Here is a 14,584-nt window from a genome sequence, read left to right on the forward strand (position 1 = left end):
CTGCCTGGGCATTATCTTCTCAGGAGTTGCCAAGATGGGTTCCTTACTGCTCCACACCGACACTCAACACGATGGGCTGCAACTGCTGCTCAGTCGTCAGTCCCACTGGCCGCTCGGATTGCCGGCACCGGACGCCCACACGCTGAATCGGGCGTTCGAGGCGGCGGTTTGCGCGCCGGATCACTCCCAGCAGCGGCCATGGCGGTTTATCACTATCCAGGATCAGGCACTGCATGCGCTGGGTGAGGTATTTGCCCGCGCGGCCCTAAAGGCTAAACCCTTGGACAGTGGCAAGGCGTCTCGGGCCCAGGCCACGGCCGCGCCGATGATCATTGCGGTCGGTGCGCATATTTCCAGCGCCAGCAAAGTGCCGGCGATCGAGCAGATGCTGGCCACCGCCGCGGCAGCCATGAACCTGTTAAATGCCTTGCATGCCCTTGGATTCGCCGGCTACTGGGCGACCGGTCCGAACGCTTATGACCCGGATGTGCGCAGTGCATTGGGGCTCAAGGGCGAGGCGGATCAGTTGCTCGGTTTCATTTACGTCGGTACGCCAACCAAAGAGCGGCCCGCCAAGCGACGCCAGTCTCCCAGCGAGTTCGTCAGCCAGTGGAGCGAACCCCTATAGGGGGCGTCGCGGTCAATCAGGCAGCCAGCGTCATCGTTAACCTCCATCGCGAGCAAGCTCGCTCCTACAAAGGCCACACCATGTCCCATCACGATCACCCTACACGTATCACTGTTCCCGACATCGTCCGCCGCAAGGGCCAGGAGAAAATCGTCTGCCTGACCGCCTACAGCACACCTGTCGCGGCGTTGCTGGATGCCCAAGTGGACGTCCTGCTGGTAGGAGATTCGTTGGGCATGGTGGTGCACGGCTTGCCGAACACCGTGGCGGTGACGCTGGAGATGATGATCCTGCATGGGCAGGCCGTCATGCGCGGTTCACGGCGGGCGCTGGTGGTGGTGGATTTGCCTTTTGGCCGCTACGAAGGAGGCGTGAGTCCAGCCTATGAAGCAGCGGTGCAGGTGATGCAGCAAACCGGTTGCCAGGCGGTCAAGGTCGAGTGGTGCGACGGCATGGCCCGCACCATCGCGTTCCTGGTACAACGCGGCATTCCGGTGATGGCCCATATCGGTTTGCTGCCGCAGGCCGTCAACGTCGCCGGCGGCTTCAAGACTCGTGGCCATACCCTCGAGGAGCGTCAGTTGATGCTGCGCCAGGCGCGCGAAGCAGCCGATGCTGGCGCCTTTGCCATCGTGATCGAGGGGGTGGTGGAAGAGGCTGCCCGGGAGATAACCGAGGGTGTCGCCATACCTACGATTGGCATCGGCGCGTCCCGGGCCTGCGACGGGCAGATCCTGGTGGTGGATGACATGCTCGGCATGTTCGAGTGGACCCCCAGGTTTGTCCGGCGTTATGGCCAGCAACGTGAATTGATCCAGGCGGCAGTGGTGGCCTACGCCAGCGACGTCAGGAGCGGCGCATTTCCCGTGGCCGCAGAGCTTTACAACATCAGGAACAAGTCCTGATGTCTTACCGTGCGTGAAAACGCAGGAGGCACGATATGTACGCCAGTCTATGCAATCACTCCTGGGTCGCTTCGATCATCGATGGCATTCGCGAGCAGGTATCCAACGCAACCTTGCGGCGTGGCGACCGCCTGCCTTCGGAGGGCGAGTTGGCCGATCAGTTTGGCGGCAGCCGCTTCGCCGTGCGCGAGGCAGTGAAGTTCCTGATCAATTGGCAGGTGTTGGAACTGCGTGCCGGTGAAGGCATTTTTGTGCGCTCGCGGATGGACCGCGTCGACAGTTTCCGCACCCGGAACCGCATCGCCATCCGTGACCATCTGGAGGCGCAATACCTGCTGGAAGCCGAGACCGCCCGGCTCGCCGCTCGCCGTCGCACCCTGGAGGACATTCGCCGGCTGTGGCGCACCTTGGCTCTGCGTGGCGAGTACAGCATCAGCGATGAGCTGGATGATTTTGTCGACCGCGACCAGGCCTTGCACGGCGCGGTGGCGGTGGCTTCACACAACGTGGTGTTGCAGTCGATGTACCGCTCGTTCAGTTCCTCGTTCCATAGCCAGTACCTGGCGATCTTCGCCGACAACGAGTTGTATGAGCCGGGGCTTGAAGCCCATGCCCGCGTGGTCCAGGCCATTATTTATGGCGATGAGGACGCTGCGGTTGCCGCGGTGCGGGTGATGTTCGACCCGATGTTGGAGAAACTCAGTTGGTTGTCGGAACGTGACGGGAGTGTGCTGTGAAGCGAGTGATCGTGTGTGCCAACCATTGCTCGCCGGTGGAGCAGTGTCTGTTGAAAGGCCTCAGGGCCATGGGCTGGCGAGAGCCGGCAAAGGCCGAGGCGCTATTGGAGCGGATCGGGATCGAGCCTGCGCGAATCGCGGTATTCGAGGCACTGGTGCAGGCGGCCGGGCAACTCTCGCCGGCCTTCGATCTGCTGGGCCCCGGGTCCCCCTTCATCAGTCCCGATGAGCTGGACCTGCTGGCGGCGTTGGCGCAGATTTCGCGCAAATCCAAAGCCGGACATCTGCCATTGCAACGGCGCTTACCCGAGATGCTGGATCCGTTGATTGAGGCGTGTGGCCAAATCCTCGCAGAGGCCCGCGTGCGCCTCAAGTCGCGGCCGTTGTTCAACCGTGAAGAACATCAGTTCGGCGTGCTGTAGCGCACGCTCGCCCCTCAAAACAGACAGCGATCGCCTGCAAGGGGTCGCTGGCGCTTTGGTTTCGGAGAATCAGCCTGATGGCTTTTCATAGTGACTTAGTACTGCGGCAATCGCCTACCAGTCGACGCTGGGAGCTTGCCGAGTCGTTGCGCTACCTGACCCGCGACAATCGTTGGGCCGTTGTGCCTGCTGGGTACCCGGCTTCCATAGTAGGCCCTGCGCCGATAGTACGGGCTGTCATTTTGCATCGGTATCTCTATGCGCATCTTGCCCAGGTATTCAGCAAAACCGAGGCTGATCGGATCTTTTACCGAGCCCTGCAAGAGGGCGAAGTTGCGAGGCCTGTGGCGCGTGCGATGTGGTTCGGCGCACGCGTTATTGGCCGTTTTACCTGGAAGCGGGCGGGGTGGGCAAAGAGGGCGTAAGGCTGCGAATGCATTTTTGGGATTGGCGGGATGATCGCGCTGGGTGAATGACGAGCGTGGGAAATTCTCGTGTGCGTAAAGTGGATATTGTTGCGGGAGGTGAAAAGGTGATTGTCCGTTTTGGCGGCTGTTTTCAAGGTTCCCAAGTCGATACCGTGCGCGCTCCCGTCGAATAAGTACCACTTTGCCTACAACAAAAAAACGGCTGGCATCACAGGGTCGACGGGCAGCCTAGTTCACTTTCCGGAGCCTTCATGAACAACAAACTTTACCTGACCTTGGCCGTTTCACTGGGCGTTGCGCAACAGGCGGCCGCATCGGGTTTTATTGATGACAGTAAGGCCACCCTCGACCTGCGCAACTTTTATTTCAACCAGGACACTCGCAATGCCAAGGCCGCTACGGACCAGGAATGGGGCCAGGCCTTCATGTTCAATTTCCAGTCCGGATTTACCGAAGGCGTGGTAGGCCTGGGTCTGGATTTGCAGGAGCTGTATGGCGTGCGGCTGGACGCTTCTGGCCGTACCGGCAAGGCAAACTCGGACAACACGCCGGGCAGTGTCTTCCCGCTGGACGATGGCCATGCCGCCGATGATTTCAGCAAGACCGGGGTCACCGGCAAGCTGCGTATTTCCCAGACCACGTTGAGAGTCGGTAACTTGATGCCCAAATTGCCGGTGCTGGTCTACGAAGATGGTCGGCTGTTGCCCGAGACCTTCCGTGGCTATCAGGTGGACTCCAAGGACCTGCAGGACTTCAGCTTCGTCGCGGGTAAAATCGAGCAGGTACTCGACCGTAACTCCAGCAATGGTCAGAGCATGTCCATCGCCGGGGCCAACGATCCGGTCAAGGGCAAGTTCAGCAATCAGTTCTACTACGGTGGCGTGGATTACAACGTCAACAAGCAACTGCTATTGCAGTACTACTACGGCAGTTTGGAAAACTTCTACCAGCAGCACTTCTTTGGCCTAGTGCACAACTGGCAGCTGCCGGTGGGCCACCTCAAGACGGACCTGCGCGGATTCATCAGTACCTCTGATGGCAAGAACTCCAGCGCGGCGGGGCGCGACGAGGGTTATGTCTCGGCGGGGTACTACGGCCCTGGCGTCAACAACGGCAAGGTCGACAACCGTCTGTGGAGCGCCATGTTCACCTACTCGCTGCAAGGCCACTCGGTGAGCCTGGGGTATCAGAGCACCACCGGTGAAAGTGACTTCCCGCACATCAACCAAGGCCAAGGCCGGTCGGTCTATCTGATCACCAACTCGCAGTCACTGAAGTTCGTCAACGCTGGGGAGCAGACCACTGTCGGCAGCTATTCCTACGACTTTGGCAGCCTAGGCTTGACGGGCTTGAAGTCCAGCGTGACCTACATGCACGGCACCAATATCCGCACGGCAGGCCGCGGCAACTCAGAGTGGGAACGTGATTTGCGCATCGATTATGTGATCCCTACCGGCACCTTCAAGGGCCTGGGGTTCATGTGGCGTGGCGCTGTGTTCAGGGGCAACGACAGCGCCGACAAGGACGAGACCCGCCTGATGGTCAGCTACAGCATTCCGTTGCTGTAAGCGCGGGCTCAACGCTTGGCGAAGTACTTGGCCGGGCTGCAGCCGAATACCGAACGGAACACGGCGATAAAGCTGCTGGAACTCTCATAGCCAATGGTGGCGGCGGTGCTGCTGACGGACTCGCCGGCTGCCAGGTTTTCTAACGCCACCATCATCCGAAGACGTTGGCGCCAGGCCCCAAACCCCATTCGGGTTTGCACTGAAAACAAGCGTTCCAGAGTACGTGCACTGGCGCCAACCTCAGAAGCAATATCCTTAATCGGCCGGGTGTCGTTAGGGTTTTCCTTGATTATATTGGCGGCGCGCACTGCTCGTTTGTCGCTGGGCTCAGGCAAGTAAAACGCATCCTGCTGCAGTAACGCCAAGTGATCCAGCAGCACTATCCCCAAGCGGGCTTCACGGCTGTCATCGAGATATTCACTGGGCAATTGCGCGCAGGCCAGGATCAGCTCGCGCACCAGTGTGTCTACGTTCAATACTGAACAATGAGCCCAGTTCGGGATACTTGGTGCGTTATGGCGTACATACACTGTTCGTAGCGAAACGGGGCGGGCATGCTTGAAAGTATGGCTTACCCCGGCAGGTATCCACAGTGCCCGTTGCGGCGGCAGCACCCAAATGCCTTCGGCTGTCAACACTGTCATCGCGCCTTTGACGGCGTACATGATTTGCGCATGATTGTCGTGTATATGAGGTTCGAGAGCGCCCGGCAGATACTCCCGGGCCAAGCCCGATACCGGGACTTTGCCAGAGACAGATAGCTGTTGCTCAATCATGGCGGGAAACCCTTATTTTTCAATAAAACAGGACTATCTTGCCATTTTATTTCAGCTATCGAGTAGTAATCAAGGTCAAACAACCAGCTTCCTGACCAGCTACGGCATTGGCCGCCGGTGTGCTTAAAAATCCTGCAATTGCATGGAATTCATTTAGGGAGTCGCATAGTGCCCCGGCGTTGTTTGGTCGCACTGACGAGAAAACATACTGTGGTTACGAGGTATAGGCTGGCTCTGATGGGCCGTACACGGTCATGGTGCCGGTGATCGTGATCGGCTCGTTCTGGCTGGTAAGACCACAATGGGTCGGTAATGGCCTGGGACATGCTGGTGTATCAACCACCGAACTTGTTGTCTATGAGTGTTTTCGACAACCTTGCCGTCGCCTGCGCCTTGATCGTTACTAGGGAGATCTGGGCGACCGCCTCAAGCCCCCCCGCACGGCGACGCGCTGTGGGATAAAGTCAGGGGCAAGCTAAAGGTCTGCGGCCTGTCCATCTCCGGTCGCCAGCAGCTACGGCTGTGTATCTCATTGGCGATCGCCGCCGAACGGGGGGGCAATTGCTGGATGAACCCTGTTCGGCGCTCGACCCGGTAGCATCGCGTTGGGTTGAGGAGTTGGTGGTCGTCTTGAAGAAGAATTACACCTTCATCTTGGTGATCCACAACATGAGGTAGGAGATTTGTGTGGCTGATACAAACGCCTTCTTCTCGGTGGGTATTTCCTAGGGGCCGCGTCCCGACTAGGATCGAACGTCTGCTCTTGGCCCAGAGCGTTAAAAAGCGCTGTGGTCCAATCTGGGATTGGTAACGCTCGACATCAAACTTTCGCAGTGGACGACTACGTACGTAACCCCACTACTGCCCACACCTTTTATCCCCTTTCAACTGCCCTGTCATTTTCCACGAATAACAGATAGGGCTGCCGCTGATTATCATCTTGTTGAAGTGTTTCGTGAGACGTGATTTAGCGATTTATCCACTTATAAGCAACCTCGTATTTCTCTCCATACTTATCCTGAGATTAGCCTGCGTGATGCTTGCGCTCTGCGTGATGTCGCCAGGGCACTTGTCGCCAGGGGCATCGACCCACGTGTTTATATGCAGATGGAGCGTAATGCCAGGCGCCTGGCCACGAAAAACGCCTAAGAAGCTGCTATTCAGCATTGGAAGTGGTACGCAACGTTGGATATCGTGTTTCAGAGCGGGGATCTCGATAGTCCGGTCAGACCCAAAACCTCCCGCTTCAATTGGCCAGCGAATCGGCTGACAGCGAGTGCACTTAGGTTGTGATGTGGGGTCGAGCACCTAACCTTCGTTGTTCATGGCCGGTTAAGCCGTAGGCGCCAGGTCGGTGATCAGTCGTTGGGCAGGTGCAGTTGCACGTCCATGGCGTCATGCAGGAGTCTGACGACGTCGATCACTTCGATCACGTCGTCGTTTGCCATACGATAGAACACGATATGGCGCGGGTTTTTGACCGTCCCGCGGGGGTGTTTAGCCTGCTGGCGTGAATACATGAGGTGATAGCTGCGAAGGCCCGGTGCAAGCTCATCGCGGTCGTGGCTGCCAATGCGATAGGGCGTGTCGGCAATCGCTTGCAGCGCGGAGAGGATCAGCGCCTGGTAGCGATGGCGTGCTTGATCGCCGAACTGCGTTTGGGAGAGCCTGAGGATGTCGACAATGTCGGCGCGCGCCGCGTTGGAAATCCGATACTGCGGCACGCTCAGTGTTTTTCACGCGCGGGGAGGGTGGCGTCCTGGCTCAAACCCTCGAGGTAGTGTTCCAGATCCCCTTCGTTCAACTGAGTGAAGCACCCGTGCTCAAGGTCCATGATGCCGATCGAGGTCGCCTGACGTAGGGCCTCAATTTTGGCGGTGTCTTCGGCGACGCGCTGTTCCAATAGTCGTAAGCCTTCCCGCATTACCTCGCTGGCATTCTGATAACGGCCGGACTGAACCAGGTCATGGATAACCTGTTCCTGGTGAGGGGTCAGTACAACGTTTCGCGTCGCCATAAGTAGCTCCAGCTTTCGGCAAACAGGGTTTTTCGATCATTGGCGTATTATGCCATTTTACCTGCGAACGCATAGTTTTGGATTTGTATCTGACGAACTGTGTGGTATGGAGTTCATTCTTTGCGTCGTCCAGCGCGTACTGAACCCGAACCGCGCGGACAAAATCCAAAAAAGCTACTGGCGGCGGGATGTAGGAGACAGTTTGGTTAGTGCGTGCTTTGTGCCTTCAATTGGACAAGCCTTGTTTGTTCTATCCGGCGTTCTCCCCGATCTTTTGCAATGCACTTTGGATATTGTCGCCATATCAGTCACATCATGGCGCTCAGCTTAAGTTCAAAGCTGTGCTGGATGGCTCGCTTATGACACCGGCAAAGTTCCTCCCTATCTCCTCTCCCTAGAGGGACAACTTTGCGATGTCGATTTAGCGTGTTCGCGCCTGCTCTTAGGTATGCCCGGTCATGGGATTGTGGCATCTTTCGTATGGCGAGCGTCGCTGCTTGGTCGGGAGGAAGTCACCAACGCAGGCCTGCCACCACCGAGCATGTGCAAGTGTTCGTGGCCCAACGTTCGGGCCAACGGTGTATCTGCCAGAATCGCCTCCTCGTGAAGTGCCGTTTCCAGCGCGTCCAAATGCCGCGACAGTATTTTTACCGATCCGCTCGGATTGGCGGGATCGAAGGGGATTTTACCGTTTGCGATCAGCACCATCGCCAGGTCCCACGCGCGCTGAGAATCTTTCATCACGCAACCTCCTTCTCGCGGCTGGCAACTGTTCCACCCTCGGCCGCCACGCTTGCCGTGGGCGCTGGAAAATGCTCATTGAGCACGCCAAGGTGTTCAATCGCCTCACCGAAAAGCGCTTCGGCTTTGCCGCGAAGGCGCAGATATTCATCAAACATTTCACTGTCGAAGTCAGGATGCTCCAGCAAGTCGAATGCACTGTTGCTTAGGGCATTGGCCTCATTGAAAAGCTTTTGATTCTGCTCCATGGCCAACTGACGGCAGGCCGTCATTTTTGTGTGGGTGTTGTTGTATTGCATGGCTTAAATCCTTCATCAGCAGGTCTCTATAGTGGTGTGACCCGCTTGCAAAGCCGTCGTATCAAATTGGTTTTCTCTGAAATATCGATTAATTCAACGATTCATTTGCGCTTGACTTATCGCCTTTTTAGATCGACGTTCCGCCATTTCAAATAATCTGAACCTCATCGCCGCCCCTCGAACCTAACGATCTATAACCGGTAGCAGTGAGGTGCGTCATGCAAGTAACCTATTTCTGGATTGGCCTGATAATTGTTCTGCTGTTGCTGGACCTTTGGGTCATCAATAGCGTTTGGCGCAGCGATAACAGCACAGGCAGCAAGGCGGGTTGGACGGCGGTGGTCGTGGTCTTGCCGTTTGTTGGGTTGGCTATTTGGAGCATCGCGGGGCCGCGCGGCGTCACCAAAGGCCCGTCCTCTCCAGAACACAGTAAAGGCTGAGTCAGAGGAACCGTATGAAGGAGCCTGTTCATCGGGATCTGCACAGCCGCAATTACCCGGTCGATGAAGACATGGTCTTGCAACGCAAGGTCTGGCGCTTCGAGCGATTGGGCTGGTACGGCTTGGTTGTGCTGATCGGGCTCACCTTGGCAGGGTTGTTCTCCAAAGGGCCGCTGAGCAGCGCAGAGGCACGCAGTGCCGATGGGCAACTGCGGGTCGAGTATCAGCGGTTCCTGCGCAATGGTTCTTCCGATAAGTTGATCGTCCATCTAGAAGGCAAACCCCGCGAGCCCTTGGAAGTGGAAATCAGCGGCGAATTGCTGCGCGGCTTTGAAGTTGAAATGCTGCAACCGCAGCCGCTCAAGGCAAGTGCCGCAGGCGAGGGCGTAAGGCTGTGGGTGCTCAGTGACAACGCGGGACAAGCGATCGTGCACCTGACGGTGCGCAGCGACGGTGTGGGCAGTTTTACCACGCGCGTTTCGCTGCCAACCGGTGCCTCATTGGGTTTCTCACAGTTCATCTATCCCTAGGGGGCATCATGGATTCGGTGTTACGGGCAGCGGCTATCTACATGGTGTTGATGATCCTGTTCAAGATCGCTGGCCGGCGTTCGCTTGCAGAGCTGACCACCTTCGACCTGGTGCTGTTGATGGTCATCGGCGAGGCGACCCAACAGGCATTGCTCGGCGACGACTTTTCGCTGACCAATGCAGTGCTGGTGATCGCAACGCTGATTGCGATAGACATTGGTTTGTCGCTGGTCAAACAGCGTTCACGTTGGTTTTCCCGCCTGCTTGATGGCGGCCCGACGATCGTCGTCGAGCATGGCAAGGTGCTCCATGAGCGACTCAAGCATGCGCGTCTGGATGAAAGCGATATTCTCGAAGCCGCCCGATCCGCTCAAGGCATCGTGGATATCCATCAGATCAAATTCGCGATCCTTGAGCGCAACGGCAAAATTTCCGTCATTCCTTCTGAATAGCCCCAGCTTAACGCCGTAAGCGACAGAGTTTTTCGATGAGATCAATCAAGGAGTCGTGGGCGACCGGTTTGCTGACATGGGGGCTGAAGCCCGACTCAGCCGCCTTTTTCTGGTCACTGCCGGCCCCGTAGCCTGTGAGGGCGATGGCGGGCACCTGGCGCAAATGACCTAGCGTACGCAGCTTCTGCATCAGCTCATGGCCGTTCATTTTCGGCATGCCAATATCAGAGATGATCAAGTCGTACTGTGCATCGCGGGCTGTTTCCAGCGCAGTCTGTGGGTCATTGAAGGCGCTAACCTGAGCGCCTTCCATCTCCAACAACAAATTTAGCACTTCGAGCACTTCGGCAGAGTCATCCACCAGCAATACCTTGACGCCGTGCAGGCGGTCATTGTCATCTTGTCCAGCGTCAGCAGGTGGCAGATGATCCTGTTGTTCGCACAGCGGTAGCCATATCGAGAAGGTGCAGCCAAAACCCGGCCCTTCGGAATGGACACTGACCGAGCCTTCGTGAGCCTCAACCAGTTGGCGAACCAAGGACAAGCCTATCCCGAGGCCCTCGCGTTGATGCGTCAGGTGCTGGTTTTCTGCCTGCCCGAACAGGTCAAAGATCTTCTCCAGGCTGTCGTCGGCCAGATCGCGGAAAAACAGGTCGATGGCAATATGCGAGCCGCCTTCGCGCACGGATGGCGATACTGCTAGATAGCCATCATTCATCGTCAAAAGGTGGGCTGGTGAGATGACATACACGTGATTCTTTTCGATGGGCGTAGTGCCATTGACCTGCGACACCGGCATACGGGTCGATTCCTGGATGATCTTGTCCGCCACACTCTGATGATCGGGGGACAGGTGCAGAATCACCACGAACGCCATGCCGCAGTCTTTGGGATTGACTGCGGATTTGCGCTATGACGTCCTCCGGAGTGCCTGCGAGCTCAACGAAGTCTGAATCCATGTAGAACCGAAGATCTTCCGCTAGTCGCCAGGTTGGATTGCGTTCTTCCCACGCATCGTACTCGGCTTCGCTCGCGCCTTCAGGCGGCTCTGGCTCCCAATGTTCAAACACAAATTTCTGCGCCTCGGCTTCCGTGGCGAAACTGGCTCCGAAGAGATGAAAGGGCCAGCAGCCATCTTGCATGACACGATCTCGGTTGTGGATGAGTCGTCAGGATCGTACCTGACGATAGGTGGAGGAGCAGCTTGTCAGGGAACCTCCGACGGGAAAAGATGCGCACAATTACCCCTCATCGCTGTGACAAGCTTAAAGCTACCGTCCGTGCGGGCGCAATATAGGCTGCACGCCCGTTACCACGCTGAAATATTGCGAGCGCGTAGCCCGAACTCACAGTGGTCACACAGGCTTCCAGAGCACACGCTGGAGCAGCCATCCTAGTAGAATACATCGAGCTGATTATCGTCCCCTTTGAGATGTTCTATGAACGCTGAATTAACTGAAGAAGAAATGCGTCGTGCTCTATTTGGTACGCCTCAGCCCGAAGAGCAGGTGTCTGCCCCTCTAGTAAAGGCGCCTGTGGAAGACGTTGTGCCTGCGAAACCCGTGGTCGTTCCAGCAGCCAAGAAGAAGGTGGCGAAGGCATTTACGCCCAGGCTGAGCGTCACGTTGCGTGTTGGAAACGAGTTTGAGGGGAAAATGATCGAGTTGATTCACAAGGCCGATACGTTGAGCTCGTTGCTTGCTGAGCAGGAGGCTGTGAAAGCTGCCAGGAAGAAGTACAAGTACGTGGATGTGGTATCGGTTAAATCGATGTAGACGACGCCATTGGACAGGATTGGGAGGTTCTTTTTTTACAAAAAATCAGCAATAACAACCGGTCTATCGGTGGTAAAGATCGACTCGTAAATGGCTTCGCAGGGCGTCTCACGAGCTAGCCAGGCGCTGGCGCTGTAGGCTCGAGCCTTACAGAAAAACAGTCGATGCATCTCATCTCCGAGCTCGGCGAGTCTGAAATACTGCAACTCCATTTCAGCACAAAGGTTGTCGAACAGCACTGGATCCAGCTTTGATAGCGTGACCATGATTTCGGCTGGATCTAGCCCGGCGTCACTTGCCGTCCAGAGGACAATACGAGTAGCCACGTCCATTTTTTTGCTTGGAATGATCGCGTCCAATGCATGTTGAAGATCTGGGTAGCTGGAGGCCAAACGTGAAGGCATGTCTTTTTCCTGAGCCGTTTTAGATGGAATGTGAAAGACCTGAGGTTGTTTGTCTACGCTATTTGATTCATCGGCAATGTGCGCACACATCCTTGGTCGAAAGCATTCAGCTGGATGTACCTATAGATACCGGGGGCAATTCAGCCTACGGGGTTTTCAATAGGCGTCATTGCGCCGACTCACAGGCCTTCAACGGCTCCTTGGGGTGCAATGCACAGATGTCGAAACCGTCACGCCGGATATAGCCCGCGCGCTTCATACATACAAATCGCTGGGCCATTTCTTGGAAACTGGCCTTGGGATCAACGCCGGAGCCATTTTTTTCACCACACGCCAACATGGAAGCAACCACATCCTGGTGACTGGCGCCGGGTTTCTCCCACAAGTCGGCATCGGCCGTGGGGGGCTGGGGGGGCAAGGACAGTCGCCAGTGGCATCGAGCCGCAGGTTTTGGGTTGGAACATCCATAGATGAGTGACCGCCCCTTTCACCCCCGCGACGTCTTCCATTGAGCGCACGTTAGTCCGTAACACTTCGCCAAGGCAGGCGCGGCGGATATTTTCAGTTCGGCGTCATACAAGTGCACCGCACCCAACTTCATCGTGGCCGTTTGCGAACGAATGTTCGTAGTCGCTATGTGGAAATAGACAATGTCGTAAGCCATGAATGCATGCTCCAGCATCAACTGCTTAAGCTCGCGGTTGGAATTGCCACCCCACTTCGCACGCACCAGAAATGTAAAACCGATGGCAATGCTGTTCGGTAGATCCGGCGGCGTGTAGTAGCTTGATGTGCCAACGATATCCCCCGAGGCAATATCAATGACGGCGAGCGCCTTCTTCGTGGCGAGTAGAGAGGCGAAGTACGCCTCGAACACCTCGCGTTTATAGCGATCCCTGGCGGGATGGCCGCCCCAGATGTCTGGATCAGCCGCGGCCTGAAACATACCTTCAAAATCACTGCCTGCCAGAGGTTTAAGCCTCAGGGTACTTCCGCACAGATCGGGTTGGCAGTCGAAGTCGGGGGCGGACATGGGTTTGTTTCCGATTGGCCAAGCGGTAGGAGCCAGTCTAGAGCGGCACTTTGATAAAGAAAGATCCAATGTGACGGGTAATGATGGAGCCATCGCTGTAGGAAAGGGCACGGAATTATTTTCCGAGTAACAGCTCGTTAGCTGCCCTTCCTGAAAGGTAGCTCTTGGCCACAGCAACTATTCATGACAGAACGCTGTCGGCCAAGAGCGGATACTGGGGTGTACGGCATCACCAAGAAGAATGTGCTCACCACCTCGACTGTGAATGTCGAAAGCATCAGTGAAACGGCGGAAAAATTGGGTTTCGGTATGGAGCTTGAAGTAACCGGACGCATCGCCGAGCACTGGGACATGATCGGCATCTGCGCGTATGACCACATTGAAATCCTCGACGACCCACCGACGATGGCAATCGCCTGACCCAGGCACCGGCGCACACGGCAAGCCTGTGCTTGCCCCATCGCCTCTGCGGCTCAAGGGTTCAGGAAGTGCTCGTAATTGGCCTTGGTGATCAACTGGTATGGAATAGTCAGTTCGGTCTGGTACGGCTGCTTGCGGATCATCTGCAGGGCCAGGTCGATCGAACCGTTTGCCTGGGCCTTGTTGTCCTGGTAGACGGTGACCAGCAGATCATCGCGCTTGATCGCTTCCAGACCCGCTGGGCCGCCATCACTGCCGCCCACCAGAATGTCCTTGCCCGGCTGCAACCCTGCCTGGCGGATGGCCATGGCGGCGCCTATGGCCATCTCGTCGGCGTTGGCCGCCACGGCATCGATCTTCTGGCCCGACACGATCCAGTTGTTCATCAGGTCCATGCCTTTGCTGCGCTGCCAATCGGCGGTCTGCTCCGCCACCACGTGAATGTTGGGGTAGTCCTTGAGCACCGTCTTGACCCCCAACGTGCGGTTGCGGGTGGCGTCGTTGGAGAGCAGCCCGAGCATGATCGCCAGGTTGCCCTTGCCACCCATTTTGTCCGCCAGGTAGCGCATCTGCATCTCGCCGGCCTTGATCTCATCCGAGCCCACATACGCGACGCCTTCGGGGAAGTGTTTCACGTCTGGCCGACGGTTGACGTATACCAGCGGGATATGGGCGTTTTGCGCGTCATCGGTGATCTTGGCGGTGGCGGCGGTGTCCACCGGGTTGATGATGATCGCCTCCACGCCCTGGGAGGTGAAGTTGAGCACCTGGTTCAGCTGGCGCACCACGTCGCCCTGGGCGTCCTCGAACTGCAGGGTGACCCCTTCCAACTGCTTGGCATGGGCCGCCATGTAATCACGCATCTGCGCCAGGAACACATCGTCCACCTGGGCGATGCTGACGCCGATGCGCACATCGGCCAGGGCCAGGGGGGACAACAAAACACTGAACAGCAAGGTGAGCAGTTGCTTTTTCATGGTGTCGATCCGTTTGTCGTTATTGTTGGTGT

General features: G+C 57.0%; 20 protein-coding genes and 2 pseudogenes. 13 read left to right on the forward strand and 9 right to left on the reverse strand.

The window, feature by feature from the left end; translation table 11 throughout:
* The first annotated feature begins 34 nt into the window (after nt 1–34).
* From M2400_RS23220 to M2400_RS23240, 6 genes are all read left to right on the forward strand, one after another.
* Entirely contained in the window at nt 35–628 is a 594-nt protein-coding gene (locus tag M2400_RS23220) for a nitroreductase (RefSeq protein WP_177130909.1), read from the forward strand.
* An 80-nt stretch (nt 629–708) separates the two neighbouring features.
* A complete protein-coding gene (gene panB / locus M2400_RS23225; protein WP_259197562.1) occupies nt 709–1,533 on the forward strand; it encodes a 3-methyl-2-oxobutanoate hydroxymethyltransferase in 825 nt (274 codons plus the stop codon).
* A gap of 35 nt (nt 1,534–1,568) precedes the next feature.
* Nucleotides 1,569–2,270 (forward strand): FadR/GntR family transcriptional regulator, encoded by a 702-nt coding sequence (locus M2400_RS23230; protein ID WP_259197561.1) that lies wholly within the window; start codon nt 1,569–1,571, stop codon nt 2,268–2,270.
* Entirely contained in the window at nt 2,267–2,692 is a 426-nt protein-coding gene (locus tag M2400_RS23235) for a hypothetical protein (RefSeq protein WP_259197560.1), read from the forward strand. Before M2400_RS23230 ends, M2400_RS23235 begins: the two co-directional genes overlap by 4 nt.
* 77 nt (nt 2,693–2,769) lie before the next feature.
* On the forward strand, nt 2,770–3,117 hold the full coding sequence (locus M2400_RS33640) for a DUF1353 domain-containing protein (protein WP_405046197.1): 348 nt from the start codon (nt 2,770–2,772) through the stop codon (nt 3,115–3,117).
* A 254-nt stretch (nt 3,118–3,371) separates the two neighbouring features.
* Nucleotides 3,372–4,688 carry an OprD family porin gene (locus M2400_RS23240; RefSeq protein WP_259197559.1) on the forward strand — a complete coding sequence of 439 codons (1,317 nt, stop codon included), beginning with the start codon at nt 3,372–3,374 and terminating at the stop codon, nt 4,686–4,688.
* 8 nt (nt 4,689–4,696) lie between these two features.
* On the opposite strand, the gene M2400_RS23245 is transcribed toward M2400_RS23240, so the two are convergent.
* Nucleotides 4,697–5,464, reverse strand: a complete 768-nt coding sequence (locus tag M2400_RS23245; protein WP_177130898.1) for a helix-turn-helix transcriptional regulator — start codon at nt 5,462–5,464, stop codon at nt 4,697–4,699.
* Between the two features lie 327 nt (nt 5,465–5,791).
* Between M2400_RS23245 and M2400_RS23250 the strand changes: the two are divergent.
* Nucleotides 5,792–6,139: pseudogene (locus M2400_RS23250) on the forward strand (phosphate ABC transporter ATP-binding protein); the annotation flags it as partial.
* Between the two features lie 324 nt (nt 6,140–6,463).
* The gene (locus tag M2400_RS33645) at nt 6,464–6,613 is read left to right on the forward strand and encodes an integrase arm-type DNA-binding domain-containing protein (protein ID WP_371131992.1); all 150 of its coding nucleotides are present in this window, start codon (nt 6,464–6,466) and stop codon (nt 6,611–6,613) included.
* Nucleotides 6,614–6,822: 209 nt separating this feature from the next.
* Here the strand turns inward: M2400_RS33645 and M2400_RS23255 are convergent, their stop codons facing one another.
* From M2400_RS23255 to M2400_RS23270, 4 genes are all read right to left on the reverse strand, one after another.
* On the reverse strand, nt 6,823–7,188 hold the full coding sequence (locus M2400_RS23255) for a type II toxin-antitoxin system RelE/ParE family toxin (protein ID WP_177130896.1): 366 nt from the start codon (nt 7,186–7,188) through the stop codon (nt 6,823–6,825).
* A 2-nt stretch (nt 7,189–7,190) separates the two neighbouring features.
* Entirely contained in the window at nt 7,191–7,481 is a 291-nt protein-coding gene (locus tag M2400_RS23260; RefSeq protein WP_177130894.1) for a type II toxin-antitoxin system ParD family antitoxin, read from the reverse strand.
* 456 nt (nt 7,482–7,937) lie between these two features.
* Nucleotides 7,938–8,222, reverse strand: a complete 285-nt coding sequence (locus tag M2400_RS23265; protein ID WP_177130892.1) for a hypothetical protein — start codon at nt 8,220–8,222, stop codon at nt 7,938–7,940.
* Nucleotides 8,222–8,521: a hypothetical protein gene (locus M2400_RS23270; protein WP_177130890.1), complete on the reverse strand. Its 300-nt coding sequence runs from the start codon at nt 8,519–8,521 to the stop codon at nt 8,222–8,224. Before M2400_RS23270 ends, M2400_RS23265 begins: the two co-directional genes overlap by 1 nt.
* A 218-nt stretch (nt 8,522–8,739) precedes the next feature.
* Between M2400_RS23270 and M2400_RS23275 the strand changes: the two genes are divergently transcribed.
* From M2400_RS23275 to M2400_RS23285, 3 genes are read left to right on the forward strand one after another with little or no spacing between them, the layout of a single operon-like run.
* Nucleotides 8,740–8,961, forward strand: coding sequence for a PLDc N-terminal domain-containing protein (locus tag M2400_RS23275; protein ID WP_177130889.1), 222 nt, complete (start codon nt 8,740–8,742; stop codon nt 8,959–8,961).
* A 14-nt stretch (nt 8,962–8,975) separates the two neighbouring features.
* Complete coding sequence (locus M2400_RS23280) at nt 8,976–9,491, forward strand: hypothetical protein (protein ID WP_177130886.1); 516 nt, start codon at nt 8,976–8,978, stop codon at nt 9,489–9,491.
* 8 nt (nt 9,492–9,499) lie between these two features.
* Complete coding sequence (locus M2400_RS23285) at nt 9,500–9,943, forward strand: DUF421 domain-containing protein (RefSeq protein WP_177130884.1); 444 nt, start codon at nt 9,500–9,502, stop codon at nt 9,941–9,943.
* 7 nt (nt 9,944–9,950) lie between these two features.
* Here M2400_RS23285 and M2400_RS23290 read toward each other — a convergent pair.
* Nucleotides 9,951–10,823 (reverse strand): annotated as a pseudogene (locus M2400_RS23290) (response regulator); the annotation flags it as partial.
* A gap of 559 nt (nt 10,824–11,382) precedes the next feature.
* Here M2400_RS23290 and M2400_RS23300 point away from each other — a divergent pair.
* The gene (locus M2400_RS23300) at nt 11,383–11,718 is read left to right on the forward strand and encodes a hypothetical protein (RefSeq protein ID WP_177130880.1); all 336 of its coding nucleotides are present in this window, start codon (nt 11,383–11,385) and stop codon (nt 11,716–11,718) included.
* A gap of 35 nt (nt 11,719–11,753) precedes the next feature.
* On the opposite strand, the gene M2400_RS23305 is transcribed toward M2400_RS23300, so the two are convergent.
* Complete coding sequence (locus M2400_RS23305) at nt 11,754–12,122, reverse strand: hypothetical protein (RefSeq protein WP_259197558.1); 369 nt, start codon at nt 12,120–12,122, stop codon at nt 11,754–11,756.
* Nucleotides 12,123–12,609: 487 nt separating this feature from the next.
* Nucleotides 12,610–13,155, reverse strand: a complete 546-nt coding sequence (locus M2400_RS23310) for a GNAT family N-acetyltransferase (RefSeq protein WP_259197557.1) — start codon at nt 13,153–13,155, stop codon at nt 12,610–12,612.
* 219 nt (nt 13,156–13,374) lie between these two features.
* On the opposite strand from M2400_RS23310, the gene M2400_RS23315 reads away from it, so the two are divergent.
* Nucleotides 13,375–13,575: a hypothetical protein gene (locus tag M2400_RS23315; RefSeq protein ID WP_259197556.1), complete on the forward strand. Its 201-nt coding sequence runs from the start codon at nt 13,375–13,377 to the stop codon at nt 13,573–13,575.
* Between the two features lie 53 nt (nt 13,576–13,628).
* On the opposite strand, the gene M2400_RS23320 is transcribed toward M2400_RS23315, so the two are convergent.
* Entirely contained in the window at nt 13,629–14,552 is a 924-nt protein-coding gene (locus M2400_RS23320; RefSeq protein WP_259197555.1) for a sugar ABC transporter substrate-binding protein, read from the reverse strand.
* Between the last annotated feature and the right edge of the window lie 32 nt (nt 14,553–14,584).

This window comes from Pseudomonas sp. BIGb0558 (assembly GCF_024807515.1).
Classification (GTDB): Bacteria; Pseudomonadota; Gammaproteobacteria; order Pseudomonadales; family Pseudomonadaceae; genus Aquipseudomonas; species Aquipseudomonas yamanorum_A.